Below are 17,117 nucleotides of genomic sequence, written 5' to 3' on the forward strand. Positions count from 1 at the left end.
AAAGTGGAGGTCTGTGGGGGGTCCTTCCCCACCGGGGAGGCCCCCCCCCCCCCACCCCTACCCCCCCCCCCCCCCCCCCCCCCCCCCCCCCCCCCCCCCCCCCCCCTCCGCGTGTCCGGGTGATCACCGATCCGACCCACAGCCGGCGCAGAGATGGCGTATAGCCGCTGCCCCGAGGCTGGTTCACAACATCACCCCCTGTCTCGTGAGGCCGAGGAGATTTCCATGTCCACTGCGACGAACGACACCGCCCCTTCCTTCCTGGTGGTGCTCAACGACGAGGAGCAGTACTCGATCTGGGCCGCCGACCGCGAGCTGCCCGCCGGATGGCGCGCCGAGGGCTTCGCCGGCAGCCGTGAGGACGCCCTGGCCCACATCGGCCGGGTGTGGACCGACATGCGCCCGCTGAGCCTGCGTCAGCGCATGGAGCACACCGCCGCCTGAGCGCGGACGGCCCGTCCCTGACCCGCCCATCGGCAGCTGCCGACCGTATGAGGAGTACCTATGATTCCCGAGTCGTGGTCGAACGGCTCAACCGGCGAGTTCACCCCCGTCCACGAGCTCGTCGCCCGGCAGGCGGCGCGCACGCCGGACCGGGTCGCCGTGGTCGACGGGCGGGTCGAGCTCAGCTACGCCCGGCTCGACGAACGGGCCAACCGGCTCGCCCACTTCCTGCGCGACCAGGGCGTCGGCCCGGACCGCGTGGTCGGCGTCTGCCTGCGGCGCGGCGTCGACCTGGTGGTCGCGCTGCTCGCGGTCTGGCGGGCCGGCGGCGCGTACGTCCCGCTCGACCCCGACCAGCCGGCCGCCCGGCTCGACTGGACGGTCCGGGACACCCGCCCGGCCCTGGTGCTGGCCGAGGAGGACGCCGCCGGCCTGTTCGCCGGAGCGGCCGTCCGCGTCCTCACCCCCGCCGAACTGCGCACCGCCACCGAGGAGTTCCCGCGTACCGCGCCGGTGCCGGGCCTCGCCCCGGCCGACGCCGCGTACGTCATCCACACCTCCGGCTCGACCGGCACCCCCAAGGGCGTCGTCGTCACCCAGGCCGGGATCGGCAACCGGATCGACTGGCTGCTGCGCGGCCCCGGCCTCGCCGCCGACGACCGGGTGCTCCAGAAGACCGCGCTGACCTTCGACGCGCACTGCTGGGAGGTCTTCGCCCCGCTGATCAGCGGCGCCGCCGTGGTGCTCGCGCCGGTCGGCGCCGAGCGCGACCCGGCCGCCCTGCTGCGCGCCACCGCCGAACACGGCGTGACCGTCCTCCAGGTCGTCCCGTCCGTGCTGCGGCTGCTCGTCGAGGAGCCGGGCTGGGAGGGCTGCGGCTCGCTGCGGCTGCTCTTCTCGGCCGGCGAGGCGCTGCACGCCGAACTCGTCCACCGGGTGCTGGAGCACGTCGACGTCGAGGTGTGGAACACCTACGGCCCGACCGAGTGCTCCATCGACGTCACCGCCCACCGCTTCGACCGCGCCCAGCTGACCGGCCCGGTGCCGATCGGCCGCCCGCTGGACAACATGCGGGTGCTGGTCGCCGACGCCAACGGCCGGCCGGCGCCGGTCGGCGTGCCCGGCGAGCTGTGCGCCGGCGGCATCGGGGTGGCCCGCGGCTACCTGGGCCGCCCGGACCTCACCGCCGAGCGCTTCGTGCCGGACCCGTACGCCGAGGACGGCTCGCGCCTCTACCGCACCGGGGACCGGGTGCGCTGGCGCAGGGACGGCGTGCTGGAGTACCTGGGCCGCGCCGACGACCAGGCCAAGGTCAACGGCGTCCGGATCGAGCCGGGCGAGGTGGAGACCGCGCTCGCCGCCCACCCCGGCGTGGCCGGCGCCGTCGTCACCACCTTCACCGCCCCGGACGGCGGGCTGCGATTGGCCGCGTACGTCCGCACCCGCGACGCCTCCGTGGTCGGCGAGCTGCGCGGCTTCCTGGCCGAGCGGCTGCCGCGCACCCACCTGCCCGCCGCCTTCGTCGAGGTCGAGCGGTTCCCGCTGAACTCCAGCGGCAAGGTGGACCGGCGGGCCCTCCCGGCGCCGGTGCCGGACGCCGACCGGGCCTCCCACCGGGCCCCGGTCACCGAGGCCGAGCGGCGGATCGCCGAGGTCTGGCAGGAGCTGCTGAAGGTCGAGCGGGTCGGGCTGGACGACGACTTCTTCCGGCTCGGCGGCACCTCGCTCCAGCTCACCCGGCTCGCCAACCGGCTCTCCGGGCTGTTCGGCCGGGAGGTCAAGCTGCGGGCGCTGCTGGCCGCCGCCACCGTCGAGGCGATGGCCCGGCTGTTCGCGCCCGCCGAGGAGGCCTCCCCGCAGTCCCCCGCGATCGTCCCCGTCCCCCGCGGGGGCGGCCTGCCGCTATCCTTCGGCCAGCACCGGCTCTGGTTCATGGACCGGATGAACCCGGGGAGCGCCGAGTGGGTGGCCGGCATGTTCCTGCGGCTGCCCGCCGACACCCGCGCCGAGCACGTCCGCCGCGCCGTCGACGCCCTGGTCGCCCGGCACGAGGCGCTGCGCACCCGCTACGCCGTGGTGGACGGCGAGTCGCTCCAGTTCGTCCAGGAGCCCTTCGCGGTCGCCGTCCGCGAGCTCGACGGGGACCGCGCCGAGCTGACCGCCCTGCTCACCGAGGAGTTCGGCCGGGGCTTCGACCTGGAGAACGGCCCGCTGCTGCGCGGCCTGCTGGCCCGGCTGCCCGGCGAGGATCAGGTGCTCGTCCTGACCATGCACCACATCGTCACCGACGGCTGGTCCTCCGCCGTCATGGAGCGCGAGCTCAAGGAACTGCTCGCCGCCGGGACCGGGCGGCGCACCGCCGAACTGCCCGCGCTCCCGGTCCAGTACGCCGACTACGCCGTGTGGCAGCGCGAGCAGTTCACCGACGAGGTCCTCCGGGCCGAACTCGACCACTGGCGCGGCGTCCTGGACGGCATCACCCCGGCCGGCCCGCCGACCGACCGGCCGCGCGCCGCCGTCCGGGACGGCCGGGGCTCGGTGGTGTTCTTCACCGTCCCCGCCGACGTCACCGAGCGCCTGACCGCGATCGGCCGCGCCCACGGCGCGACCCCGTTCGCCACCCTGCTCACCGGTTTCGGCGCCCTGCTCGCCCGGCACGCCGGCCAGTGGGACCTGCCGATCGGCACCCCCGTCGCCGGCCGGGACCGGGCCGAGCTGGAGAACGTCGTCGGCTTCTTCCTCAACAGCCTGGTGCTGCGCTGCGCCCTGGCCCCCGACCTGGGCTTCGGCGAGGCCCTGGAGCGCGTGCGCGCGGTCTGCCAGGACGCCTTCGCCCACCAGGACCTGCCGTTCGAGCGCCTGGTCGAGGAGCTGGCGCCGGTCCGGGACCTCTCCCGCACCCCGCTCTACCAGGTCGCCTTCGACCTGTACGACGAGGAGTTCAACGGCGCCACCGAGACCGCCGAGGACCGGGACGCCCTGGCCGCCCTCTGGGGCCTGGCCCACACCGACCTGACCCTCTACATGCGCCGCGGCGCCGACGGCACCATGGCCGGGCAGCTGGAGTACGCGACCGCGCTGTACGACGCCGCCACCGTCCAGGCGCTCGCCGACCGCTTCGTGCGGCTGCTCACCGCCGTGGCCGCCGACCCGGCCACCGCCCTCGGCGAACTCGACCTGCTGTCCACCGAGGAGCGCGCCACCCTGCTCGACGACTGGGCGGTGGGCGAGCCGCTGCCGGCCGACCGGACCACCCTCCAGCTCTTCGAACAGCAGGCCGCGCTCACCCCGCGGGCCGTCGCCGTCACCGAGCCCGGCCGCACCACCGACTACGCCGGCCTCGACGCCCGGGCCAACCGCCTGGCCCACCACCTGCGGTCGCTCGGCGTCACCGAGGAGTCGCGGGTCGGCGTGCTGCTGGACCGCGGCGCGGACCTGCTCACCGCCATGCTCGCGGTCTGGAAGGCCGGCGCCGCGTACGTCCCGATGGACCCGAGCTGGCCGGCCGGCCGGGTCGCCGCCATGGCCGCCGACGCCCAGGCCCCGGTGGTGCTCACCCAGGCCTCGTACGCCGGCCGCTTCCGGGCCGGCTACCAGGGCCGGACGGTCGCGCTGGACACCCTCGCCGAGCCGCTCGCCCAGCTGCCCGCCACCGCGCCGCGGCTGCGCCCGGACCTGGACCGCCTGGCGTACGTGATCTACACCTCCGGCTCGACCGGCAAGCCCAAGGGCGTCGCCGTACCGCACCGCGGCCTGGCGGGCCACCTCCGGTGGGCCGTCGCCGAGCTGGCCTCGAAGGGCACCGGCGGCGGGGCGGTGTTCTCCTCCGTCGCCTTCGACCTGGTGGTGCCGAACCTGTGGGCCCCGCTGCTGTGCGGGCAGGCCGTCACGATGCTGCCCCAGCAGCTGGACCTCTCCGAACTCGGCGAACGCCTCGTCGAGGCCGGTCCGTTCAGCTTCCTCAAGCTCACCCCCGGCCACCTGGAGGTGCTCTCCCGCCAGATCACGCCCGAGCAGGCCGCCGCGCTGGCCGGCGTCGTGGTCGTGGCCGGCGAGGCCCTCTCCGGCACGCTGGCCGGCGAGTGGGCCGACCGGCTGGGCGAGGGCCGCCTGATCAACGAGTACGGGCCCACCGAGGCCTCCGTCGGCACCTGCACCCACCCGGTGCCGGCCGGCGGCACCCCCGGCACCGTCCCGATCGGCCGCCCGCTGCCCGGGCTGACCATGTACGTCCTGGACGGCGGGCTGCGCCCGCTGCCCGTCGGCGCGGTCGGCGAGCTGTACGTCGGCGGCACCGGCGTCGCCCGCGGCTACGCCGACCAGCCGGAGCTGACCGCCGAGCGCTTCCTGCCGGACCCGTTCGGCGCCCCCGGCGCCCGGCTCTACCGCACCGGCGACCTGGTCCGCTGGCTGCCCGAGGGGGCCGTGGAGTTCCTCGGCCGGATCGACAACCAGGTGAAGATCCGCGGCTACCGGATCGAGCCGGGCGAGGCCCGGGCCGCGCTGCTGCGCCACCCGGGGGTGGCCGAGGCCGTGGTCGTCGCCCTCGCCCCGGAGACCGGCGGCGGTCAGCCGGAGGCCCGGCTCGCCGCCTACTACGTCGCCGCGGCCGGCGCCGCGCCGACCGCCGGGGAGCTGGGCGCGCACTGCGCCGAGTACCTGCCCGGCTACCTGGTGCCGACCAGCTACACCCCGCTCGACGCCCTGCCGCTGAACGCCAACGGCAAGGTCGACCGGGCCGCCCTGCCCGCCCCCGAGGAGGTGCGCGAGCGGGAGGCGGTCGCCCCGCGCACCGTCGTCGAGGAGCGGATCGCCGAGATCTGGCAGGACCTGCTCGGCACCTCCGTCGGAGTGCACGACAACTTCTTCCACTCCGGCGGCAACTCGATCCTGGCGATCTCGCTGATCGCCGAACTCCAGGCCGAGTTCGAGATCCGGATGCCCGTCCGGGCCGTCTTCGAGGGCCCGACCGTCGCGGAGATGGCCGCGGCCGTCGAGGCCGAGATCACCGCAGAGATCGACCAGCTGACCGACTCCGAGCTGATGGAGGAGCAGAAGGCATGACTTCCGCCGAGACCGAGAAGAACGCCGCGGCCGCCCGCCGTGAGGAGCTCCTCCGCAGCCGGCTGGCCGGGCGCCGCGGCGCCCGCCGGGCCGTCGGCATCGCCCGCGCCGACCGCGGGCAGCCGCTGCGGCTGTCCACCGGACAGCAGCAGATGTGGTTCCTGAACCGGCTGGACCCGGAGAGCGCCGAGTACCTGGTGCCGCTGGTGCTCCGGCTGCGCGGGGCGCTGGACACCACCGCCCTGGAGAGCGCCTGGAACCGGATCGTGGCCCGCCACGAGGTCCTGCGCACCCGCTACGCCCTGCTGGGCGTCGAGCCGGTCCAGCTGGTGGACGAGGCCGCCCCGGTCGCGCTGCCGGTGACCGACCTCACCGGGGAGCCGGAGCGGGCCCGGGAGGAGGTCGAGCGGGCCGTCCGCCGAGGCTTCGACCTGGCCGCCGAGTGGCCCGCCCGGGCCGGCCTGGTCCGGCTGGCCGAGGACGACCACGTACTGACCGTGGTGTTCCACCACATCGCCTGCGACGCCTGGTCGGTGAACCTCTTCGCCGCCGAGCTGGGCGCCTGCTACACCGCCGCGCTCCAGGGCGCCGACGCCGCGCTCCCGGAACTGGACGTCCAGTACGCCGACTTCGCCGCCTGGCAGCGGGAGCAGCTGGCCGGCCCGGCGCTCCAGCGCCAACTCGACTACTGGCGCGGGCAGCTGGCCGACAGCCTGCCCACCGAGCTGCCCACCGACCGGCCCCGCCCGGAGGTCCGGGACACCGCGGGCGCCGACGTGCCACTCGCCCTCTCCGCCGAACTGGCCTCGCGCGTCCGCGCGTTGGCCGACGCGCACGGCACCACGCCGTTCGCCGTCCTGCTCACCGCCTTTCAGGTGCTGGTCGCCCGCTACAGCGGCCGCACCGACGTCAACGTCGGCACCGTGGTCTCCGGCCGCACCCGACCGGAGCTGCGGCACCTCATCGGCTACGGCATCAACACCCTGGTGATGCGTGCCCGTTGGGCCGACGACCCGGGCTTCGGCGAGCTGCTCGACCGGGCCCGCGCCACCGTGCTGGACGCCTTCGACCACCAGGAGGTGCCCTTCGCCCGCCTGGTCGACGAACTCCAGCCCGAGCGCGACACCTCCCGCACCCCGCTGCACCAGATCGCGCTGACCTGGCACGAGGAGCGCGACGGTCTCCTCGCCCTGCCCGGACTCGCCGTCGAGCCCTTCGAGTTCGCCGACGTGACCGCCAAGTACGACCTGCTGCTCCAGGTCGAGGAGCGCCGGGACGGCGGCCTCGGCGGCCGGCTCCAGTACGCCACCGCGCTGTTCGACCGGGCCACCGCCGAGCGGATGGCCGGCCACCTGGCCGCCCTGCTCGACGCGGCCACCGCCGACCCGGCCCGGCCGGTCTCCCGGCTGGAGATCCTCGGCGCCGACGAGCGCGCGGTGCTGACCGGCGCGCTGGACGGCCACCTGCCGTCCGAGCCCGTCCGCACCACCCTGCACCAGCGGTTCGAGGAGTGGGCCGCCCGCACCCCGGACGCCGTCGCGGTCGTCGCCGACGGCCGGGAGCTCACCTTCGCCGAGGTCAACGAGCGGGCCAACCGCCTGGCCCACCACCTGCGGTCGCTCGGCGTCGGCCCGGAGGACCTGGTCGGCGTCTGCCTGGAGCGCGGCGCGGACCTGGTGCCGAGCCTGCTCGGCGTGCTCAAGTCCGGCGCCGGCTACCTGCCGCTGGACCCGGCCAACCCGGCCGAGCGCCTCGGCTACGTGCTCGCCGACTCCGGCGCGAAGGTCACCGTCGTCCACGCGGCCACCCGCGAGCTGATCGCCCCGGTCTCCACCGGCGAGCTGGTCGACGCCCCGGCCGTGGACGGCCCGGCCACCGACCCCGAGCCGCTCTCCGGACCGGACCACACCGTCTACGTCATCTACACCTCGGGCTCCACCGGCAAGCCCAAGGGCTGCGTGCTCACCCACGCCAACGTGCTGCGGCTGTTCGACACCACCCGGCCGCGGTTCGGCTTCGGGCCGGACGACGTCTGGACGATGTTCCACTCCTACGCCTTCGACTTCTCGGTCTGGGAGATCTGGGGCGCGGTGCTGCACGGCGGCCGGGTCGTCATCGTGCCGAGCCTCACCGCGCGGGACCCGGAGCTCTTCCTCGACCTGCTGGCCGAGCGGCGCGTCACCGTGCTCAACCAGACCCCGTCCGCCTTCGCCCAGCTGATCCGGGCCGACGGCCGCCGCGCCGCCCCCGCCGAACTCGCCCTGCGCACCGTGGTGTTCGGCGGCGAGGCGCTGGACTTCGCGGCGCTGCGCGAGTGGGTCGAGCGCCGGGGGCTGGACACCCCCGAGCTGGTCAACATGTACGGCATCACCGAGACCACCGTGCACACCACCCACCACCCGGTCGGTGCCGCGGACCTCGCCGCCGGAGCCGGCAACGCCATCGGCCGCCCGCTGGCCGACCTCGGCATCCGGCTGCTCGACGCGAACGGCGAGCTCGCCCCGATCGGTGTCCCCGGCGAGATCCACGTCGCCGGACCGGGCGTGGCCCGCGGCTACCTCGGCCGCCCCCAACTGACCGCCGAGCGCTTCGTCCCCGACCCCTGGGGCCCGCCCGGCTCCCGCCTCTACCGCTCCGGCGACCTCGCCCGCCGCCGACCCGACGGCACCCTGGAGTTCCTCGGCCGGATCGACACCCAGGTCAAGATCCGCGGCTACCGCATCGAACTCGGCGAGATCGCCAAGGTGCTCCAGGAGCACCCGGGCGTCAAGGACGGCGTCGTGGTGGCCCGCGAGGACACGCCCGGCGACAAGCGCCTGGTCGCCTACCTCGTCCCGGCCGGGGCCGGCCTGCCCGCCGGGGCCGACCTGGCCGGGCACTGCTCGGCCGCGCTGCCCGGCTACATGGTGCCCACCGCCTTCGTCGCCCTGGAGCGCATCCCGCTCACCGTCAACGGCAAGCTCGACCAGCGCGCCCTGCCCGCCCCCGACCAGGGCGCGCTCGGCACCGCGGCGGCGTACGTCGCCCCGCGCACCCCGGTCGAGGAGCAGCTCGCCGCCGTCTGGGCCGAGGTGCTCGGGGCCGAGCGGGTCGGCGTCGAGGACGGCTTCTTCGAACTCGGCGGCGACTCCATCCGCGCCGTCGCGCTGGTCGGCGCGCTGCGCGAGAAGGGCTTCGACCTGGCCGTCCGGGACGTCTTCGAGCACCGTACGGTGGCCCGGCTCGGCGAGCTGATCACCGGCCGCCCGGCCCCGGCGCCCCACCTCACCCCGGTCGAGCCGTTCGCGCTGATCTCCGACGAGGACCGCGCGCTGCTGCCCGAGGGCGTCACCGACGCCTACCCGCTCTCCCAGGTGCAGCTCGGCATGGTGGTCGAGATGCTGGCCGACGAGGGCCTGAACAACTACCACAACGTCAGCGCCGGCCGGATCAAGGACGACCGGCCCTTCGACCACCCGGCGTTCGAGGCGGCCGTCCGCTTCGTCACCGAGCGGCACGAGATGCTGCGCACCTCGATCCACCTGAACGGCTTCTCCCGCCCGATGCAGCTGGTGCACGCCACCGCCGACACCGCCGCGGGGACGACCGACCTGCGCGGCCTGGGCCCCGAGGAGACGGCCCGCCGGATCCGCGCCTTCACCGCCGCCGAGCGCGCCGACCTGTTCGACCTCACCGTCCCGTCGCTGATGCGCTACCACGCGCTGGTCACCGACGACGGCTGGTGGATCGCCGTCACCGAGTGCCACCCGGTCATGGAGGGCTGGAGCCAGCACGCCCTGCTGATGGAGATCCTGCGCACCTACGTCCGCGTCCGCGACGGCCTCGCCCCGGAGAGCCCCGAGGTTCCGGACGTCCGCTTCGCCGACTTCATCGCCGGCGAGCTGGAGTCGCTGGACTCGGCCGCGGACCGCGCCTACTGGCAGGGCGTCGTCCAGGGCCACGCCCGCTACCTGCTGCCGGCCGGCTGGGGCGACGCCACCGCCGAGCGCGGCACCGTGAAGGCCGCCGCCGACCTGCGCGACCTGGAACCCGCGCTGCGCGCGCTGGCCACCAAGGCCAAGGCCTCGTTCAAGAGCGTCGTGCTCGCCGCCCACCTCAAGGTGCTCAGCCAGCTGACCGAGGAGCGGTCCTTCCACTCCGGCCTGGTCTGCGACGCCCGGCCCGAACGGCTGGGCGCCGACCGGGTGCTGGGCATGTACCTCAACACGCTCCCGATCGTCCACGACCGCTCCGCCCGGACCTGGCGCGAGCTGGTGGCGTCGACCTTCGCCCGCGAGGTGGCCCTGTGGCCGCACCGCCGCTACCCGTTCCCGGCCGTCCAGCGCGAGTGGGGCGGCGCCGAGCGGCTGATGGAGGTCTACTTCAACTACCAGGACTTCCACCAGATCGACGGCGACCTGCTCGACCAGGAGACCGAGGCGATCGACGACAGCCCGACCGAGTTCCCGCTGACCGTCGCCTCCCGCGCCGGCCACGTCATCCTCACCGCCGCCCCGCGCAGCATCAGCCCCGCCAACCTGGAGCGGATGGCCGGGATGTACCGCGCGGTGCTGGAGGCGATGGCCGCCGACCCGGACGGCGACGCCACGGCGATCCACGTCTCGCCCGCCGAGCGGGCCCTGCTCACCGACGGCGCCGCCCAGCGCGTCACCCCGGTCGAGGCCACCGTGCACGAGCTGTTCGAGCGCCAGGCCGCCCGCACCCCGGACGCCCTCGCCGTCTCGGCCGGCGACGTCCACCTGACGTACGCCGAGGTCAACGAGCGGGCCAACCGCCTGGCCCACCACCTGCGTTCCTTCGGCGTGGGCGCGGAGGACCTGGTCGGCATGTGCCTGGAGCGCGGCGCCGACCTGCTGCCCACCCTGCTCGGCATCCTCAAGTCCGGCGCCGGCTACCTGCCGCTGGACCCGGCCCACCCGAGCGACCGCCTCGGCTACGCCCTGGAGGACTCCGGCGCCAAGCTCGCGATCGTCTCCCCCGGCACCGCCCCGGTGCTGGCCGGCGTCTTCCCCGGCACGGTGATCGAACTGGCCCGGGACGCCGGGGAGATCGCCGCCCGGCCGGCCACGAATCCGGAGCCGGTCTCCTCCCCCGAGCACGTGATCTACGTGATCTACACCTCGGGCTCCACCGGCAAGCCCAAGGGCTGCGTGCTCACCCACACCAACGTGGTGCGGCTGATGACCACCGCGCACGAGCACTACGGCTTCGACGGCTCGGACGTCTTCTCGATGTCCCACTCGTACGCCTTCGACGTCTCCGTCTTCGAGATGTGGGGCGCGCTGCTGCACGGCGGCCGGGTGGTCGTCGTCCCGCAGGCCGTCACCCGCTCGCCCGAGGACTTCCTCGACCTGCTGGTCGCCGAGAAGGTCACCGTCCTCTCCCAGACCCCGACGGCGTTCCGCTCGCTGGTCTCCGCCGCCGTGGAGCGGGACCCGCGCCTGGCCCGGCTGGAGCTGCGCGCCGTCGTCTTCGCCGGCGAGAAGCTCGAAGTGCCCGAACTGCGGCCCTGGGTCGACCTGATGGGCCTCGACCGGCCCCGGCTGATCAACATGTACGGCATCACCGAGACCACCGTGCACTCCACCTTCCACCGGATCGAGGAGGAAGACCTTGACCCGCTTGCGGGCAACCGCGTGGGCGACCCGCTCGGCGATCTTCGGATTCATCTGCTGGACCACGCGGGGCGGATGGTCCCGATCGGCGTCCCCGGCGAGATCCACGTCGCCGGACCGGGCGTGGCCCGCGGCTACCTCGGCCGCCCCCAACTGACCGCCGAGCGCTTCGTCCCCGACCCGTGGGGCCCGCCCGGCTCCCGCCTCTACCGCTCCGGCGACCTCGCCCGCCGCCGCCCCGACGGCACCCTGGAGTTCCTCGGCCGGATCGACACCCAGGTCAAGATCCGCGGCTACCGCATCGAACTCGGCGAGATCGCCGGCGTGATGCTGGAGCACCCCGGCATCCGCCAGGCCGTCGTGGTGGTCCGGGACGACCGGCTGGTCGGCTACCTGGTGCCCAGCGGCGAGGAGAGCCCCTCGGCCAGGGAGTTGCGGGCGCTGCTCGCCCGCTCGCTGCCCGACTACATGGTCCCGGCCGCGTTCGTCACCCTGGCGGCGATGCCGCTGACCGTCAACGGCAAGTTCGACAAGGCCGCGCTGCCCGCCCCGGACGGCCTGGCCCAGGTCGACGAGGCCGCGTACGTGGCCCCGCGCAGCTCCGTCGAGGAGCAGCTCGCCGCCGTCTGGGCCGAGGTGCTCGGGGTCGAGCGGGTCGGCGTCGAGGACGGCTTCTTCGAACTCGGCGGCGACTCCATCCGCGCCGTCACCCTGGTCGGCGCCCTGCGCCGGGCCGGGTACGACGTGGCCGTGAAGGACGTCTTCGAGCGGCGCACCGTCGCCGGGCTGGGCGAGCTGATCACCGGCCGCCCGGCCCCCGCGGAGTCACCCGCCGCCGTGGAGCCGTTCGCGCTGCTCTCCGACGAGGACCGGGCGGCCCTGCCGCGGGGCCTCGCGGACGCCTACCCGGCCACCCAGGTGCAGCTCGGCATGCTGGTCGAGATGCTCTCCGGCGGCGAGGCCAGCTACCACCAGTGCGTCTCGTACCGGATCAACGACGAGCGGCCCTTCGACGAGTCCGCCCTGCGGCTGGCCGTCCGGGAGCTGACCCGCCGGCACGAGACGCTGCGCACCTCCTTCGACCTCACCGGCTTCTCCACCCCGCTCCAGCTCGTCCACCGCGAGCTGGAGGTCCCGGTCGCCGTGCACGACCTGCGCGCACTGGACGGGGCGGGCCGCCGGGCCGCGCTGGAGGAGTTCTTCGCCGCCGAGCACGCCGACGTCTTCGACCCGGCCACCCCGCCGCTGCTGCGGGTCGCGGTGCACCTGGACGAGCCGGGCGGCTGGCGGCTGGCGTTCACCCAGCCGCACGCGCTGACCCAGGGCTGGAGCCAGTTCGCCCTGCTCACCGAGCTGGTCGAGGTCTACCGCGCGTACCGCGACGGCGGCGAGGCCGGGCCGTACGAGGCGCCGGGCGTGCGCTTCGCCGACTTCGTGGCCGGGGAGCTGGCCTCGCTCGCCTCCGCGGCGGACCGCGGCTACTGGCAGGGGATCGTCTCGCGCCACGCGCCGGTCACCGTGCCGGCCGGCTGGGGCGCCCCCGGCGAGGGCCGGCCGCACGTCAGCCAGGTGCCGCTCGGCGACCTGGAGCAGCCGCTGCGGGCGTTCGCGGCCCGGGCGAAGGTGTCGGTGAAGAGCGTCCTGCTCGCCGCCCACCTCAAGGTGATGAGCCAGCTGACCGAGGACGGGCGCTTCCACACCGGCCTGGTCTGCGACGCCCGTCCGGAGGCGCCCGGCGCCGACCGGGTGCAGGGCATGTACCTCAACACCCTGCCGTTCGCGGCGGACCGCTCCGCGCGGACCTGGCGCGAGCTGGTCGAGCAGGTCTTCGCCCGCGAGGTCGAGCTCTGGTCGCACCGCCGCTACCCGCTCCAGGCGATCCAGCGCGAACTGGCCGGCGGCCGGCGGCAGATCGACGTGATCTTCAACTACCACGACTTCCGCGGCTTCGACAGCGAGGAGATCGACGCCACCGCCGCCATCGGCCGGAGCAGCACCGAGTTCGCGCTCAGCGTCGCCACCGGCGGCGCCGGCCTCAACCTGACCGCCGACACCTCGGTGCTCAGCCCGGCCAACGGCGCCCGGCTGGCCGGGATGTACCGCGCCGTGCTGGAGGCGATGGCCGCCGACCCGGACGGCGACGCCCGTACCACCTACCTCGCCCCGCAGGACGAGCAGCGGCTGGCCGCCTGGACGGCGACCGACCGCGAGCAGGTGTGGCTGATGGCCGAGGCCGAGTTCGAGCGGCACGCCGCGCTCACCCCGCACCGCCCGGCGATCACCGCCGACGGCCTGGTGCTGGACTACGCGGAGGTCAACGCGCGGGCCAACCGGCTCGCCCACCACCTGCGCGAGCTGGGCGTCGGCCGGGACACCCTGGTGGGCATCTGCGCCGACCGCTCGCCGTCCACCGTCGTCGCGGTGCTCGCGGTGCTCAAGGCCGGCGGCGCCTACCTGCCGCTCGACCCGGACCACCCGGCCGAGCGCCTGGGCTACATGGCCCAGGACGCGGACATCGCGGTGCTGCTGACGGAGACCCACCGGATGGCGCCGCTGCTGGCCGCCGCCCCCGGCCTGGCCGCCCTGCCGGTGCTGCTGGACCGGCCGGAGGAGTGGAGCCACAACCCGGCCGACAACCCCGCCCCGCTGGCCGGGCCGGACGACCTCGCCTACGTCATCTACACCTCCGGCTCCACCGGCCGTCCCAAGGGCGTCCTGGTGCACCGCCGGGGCATGGCCAACCACCTGCTGGCGAAGATCGAGGACCTCGCCATCACGGCCGCCGACTCGGTGGTGCAGAACGCCTCGATGGCCTTCGACATCTCGGTCTGGCAGATGCTCTCCGCCCTGGTGGTCGGCGGCTCGGTGCGGGTCGTGGACGCCGCGACCTCGGTCGACCCGCTGGCCCTGCTGCCCCGGGTCGCCGAGGAGCGGATCACCGTCCTGGAGGTCGTGCCCTCGCTGCTGCGCGCCGCGATGGACGCCTGGGACTCCGGCGCGCTGACCGTCGAACTCCCGCACCTGCGCTGGATGGTGGTCACCGGTGAGGCGCTGCCGCCGGACCTGTGCCGGCGCTGGTTCGCCCGCTTCCCCGGGGTGCCGATGGTCAACGCCTACGGCCCGACCGAGTGCTCGGACGACGTCACCCACGCCCTGATCGCCGCCGGCGACCCGATCGGCGAGGCCCGGGTGACCATCGGCCGCTCCGTGCGCAACACCCGGCTGCACGTCCTGGACGCCGGGATGGCGCCGGTGCCGGTCGGCGTGGCGGGCGAGCTGTACGTCGGCGGCGTGGGCGTGGCCCGCGGCTACGGCGGCCGGCCCGAACTGACCGCCGAGCGCTTCCTGCCGGACCCGTGGGGCCCGGCCGGCTCGCGGCTGTACCGCACCGGCGACGTGGTCGCCTGGAACGACGAGGGCGGCCTGGAGTTCCTGGGCCGGGTCGACCACCAGGTGAAGATCCGCGGCGTGCGGATCGAACTCGGCGAGGTCGAGGCGGCGTTGACCCGCCTGCCGTACATCGCCGAGGCCGTCGCGGCGGTCCGCACCGACCCGAACGGCCACCAGCGCCTGGTCGGCTACCTGGTGCCCGTCGGCGGCCGGCCCGCCCAGCCGGACGAACTGCGCGAGCTGCTGGCGCGTTCGCTGCCGGAGACCATGATCCCGCAGGTCTTCGTGGAGCTGGACACCATCCCGCTCACCGCCAACGGCAAGGTGGACCGCAACGACCTGCCCGAGCCCGGGTCCTGGACGGAGTCCGGCCGCGCGTACGTCGAGCCGCGCACCGGCACCGAGAAGCGGATCGCCGCGCTCTGGTCGGCGGCGCTCGGCATCGAGCGGATCGGCACCGAGGACAACTTCTTCCGCCTCGGCGGCGACTCGATCCTGGTCATCAAGGTGATCGCCGCCGCCCGGCAGGCCGACCTGCCGGTGACCCTCTTCATGCTCTACCAGCACGACACCCTGGGGCAGTTGGCGGCCGCGGTCGACCTGGCGACGGGCCGCGCCCCGCGCGCCCTGGACACCCCGGCGCCGGCCGCCCGGGCCGTCGCCCCGGCGCCGCGGCCGGTCTCGCTCGACTCGCTGACGACCGTCCTGGAGGAGGTCGGGGTCCCCGGCGCGAGCATCGCGGTGGTCGAGGGCGGGGAACTGGTCGCCCTGGAGGCGCTGGGCACCCTGGCGGCCGGGTCGAGCGAGCCGGTCACGGCGGACACGCTCTTCCAGGTCGGCTCCTGGGGCAAGCACGTCACCGCGCTCGGCGTCCTGGTGCTGGTCCAGGAGGGCCTGGTCGCGCTGGACGAGGACGTCAACCGCTACCTCACGTCCTGGCGGCTGCCCGGCATGGTCGGAGTGACGGTCCGTCAACTGCTCAGCCACACCGCCGGACTGACCGAGACCCCGAGGCGCGGCGTGCGGCGCGGGCAGCGGGTGGCCACCCCGGTGGAGCTGCTGCGCGGCGAGGTCCGGCCGGCCTCCGGCCCGGTCCGGCAGGAGATGGCGGGCACCTTCCGGCAGTCCAACGCCCACTACACGCTGCTGGAGCAGATGGTCACGGACGTGACCGGCGAGGCCTTCGCCGACCTCATGGACACCCTGGTGCTGAGCCCGCTCGGCATGGCGCACAGCAGCTTCGACCAGTCCTTCCCGGAGACCGCCGGGCGGCCCGTCGCCCTCGGGCACGACACCGAGGGCCGGACCCTGGAGGGCGGCTGGCTGATCCACCCGGAGAAGTCCGCGGCCGGCCTGTGGAGCACCGCCGCCGACCTCGCCAAGCTGGAGACGGAGATCCGCCGCTGCTACCTCGGCCGCCCGCTCGGGCTGATCGGGCGCGAACTCGCGGAGCAGATGCTGACCCCGCACAGCACCAGCTTCTTCGGCCTCGGCACGATCGTCGACGACAGCGGGCCGGACGTGGAGTTCGGCCACGGCGGATCGCCGGGCGGCTACCAGGCGGTCTCGATGTTCAAGGTCCACCAGGGCTCCGGCCTGGTCGTCCTCACCAACGGCGAGTCCAGCGCCCGGGTCGTCAAGGCGGCCTCCGCCGCCCTCCAGCCGGGCGGCGCGGCCGACGCGCGCTTCGGCGACTGGCCGGTGACGCCGTGATCTGACCCGCCCCCCGCACCCCGCCCTGCCTCCGCCTCCCGGCGGGGGCAGGGCCTTTTCGCGCCCCCGCGCGCCGCCGCCGGGCCGGGCGCCGATCACCGGCCACCGGCCACCCCCTGCCCTCAACCGCCCACCGGCCGCGCCCCGCCCCGCTCCGCCCACGACCCACCAGCCGCCGCCCCCACTCGCCCGCCACCACTCGCCCGCCCCCAGCCCTCCAACCGCCCACCGGCCCAGCCATCGCCCGCACCCCAACCCGCGCCCCACAACCGCCCATCAGCCGCCACCCCACACGTCTTCCCGGCCCCCACTCGCCCACCGGCCGCCACCCCGCACGCCCTCCCCGATCCGCCAACCGCCCCCTTGCCACCGGCCGCTCAACACCCCGCACCGAGCCCCCTCAACCACGCCCGCAACCACCCACCGGCCCTGCCGCCGGCCGCACTCCACTCCGCGCCGACCACCACCCTCAACCACGCCCCACAACCACCCACCGGCCACCGCCCCGCATGCCCTCCCCGATCCGCCAACCGCCCCCTTGCCACCGGCCGCCCAACACCCCGCACCGAGCCCCCTCAACCACGCCCGCAACCACCCACCGGCCCTGCCACCGGCCGCACTCCACCCCGCGCCGACCACCACGACCCCCAAGCCGCGCCCCCTCAACCACGCCCACAAACCGCCCACCGGCCCTGCCGCCGGCCGCACCCCACCCGCGCCGACCACCACCCTCAACCACGCCCCACAACCACCCACCAGCCGCCACCCCCCACGCCCTCCCCCGCCCCCACAACCGCCGGGACCAGGGCCGATAGCGCCGAAATATAGGCCCATCCCCGAGATTGGTCCGAGCCGGACATGTGTACGCCCGGCATCGGGCGCCGCGGCGCG

Annotated in this window: 3 protein-coding genes; all 3 read left to right on the forward strand. The window is 75.1% G+C overall.

Features of this window, described 5'->3' with window-relative positions; all coding sequences use genetic code 11:
• Window positions 1-225 precede the first annotated feature (225 nt).
• The 3 genes from ACZ55U_RS18640 to ACZ55U_RS18650 are packed head-to-tail and all read left to right on the forward strand — an operon-like array spanning window position 226 to window position 16,226.
• Window positions 226-444 carry an MbtH family protein gene (locus ACZ55U_RS18640; protein WP_316522808.1) on the forward strand — a complete coding sequence of 73 codons (219 nt, stop codon included), beginning with the start codon at window positions 226-228 and terminating at the stop codon, window positions 442-444.
• A gap of 60 nt (window positions 445-504) precedes the next feature.
• Window positions 505-5,508, forward strand: coding sequence for an amino acid adenylation domain-containing protein (locus ACZ55U_RS18645; RefSeq protein ID WP_465527219.1), 5,004 nt, complete (start codon window positions 505-507; stop codon window positions 5,506-5,508).
• Complete coding sequence (locus ACZ55U_RS18650; RefSeq protein ID WP_465527220.1) at window positions 5,505-16,226, forward strand: amino acid adenylation domain-containing protein; 10,722 nt, start codon at window positions 5,505-5,507, stop codon at window positions 16,224-16,226. The genes ACZ55U_RS18645 and ACZ55U_RS18650 overlap by 4 nt, the downstream gene beginning before the upstream one ends.
• Window positions 16,227-17,117 lie beyond the last annotated feature (891 nt).

The sequence above is a fragment of the Kitasatospora sp. NPDC034533 genome (genome assembly GCF_055575155.1).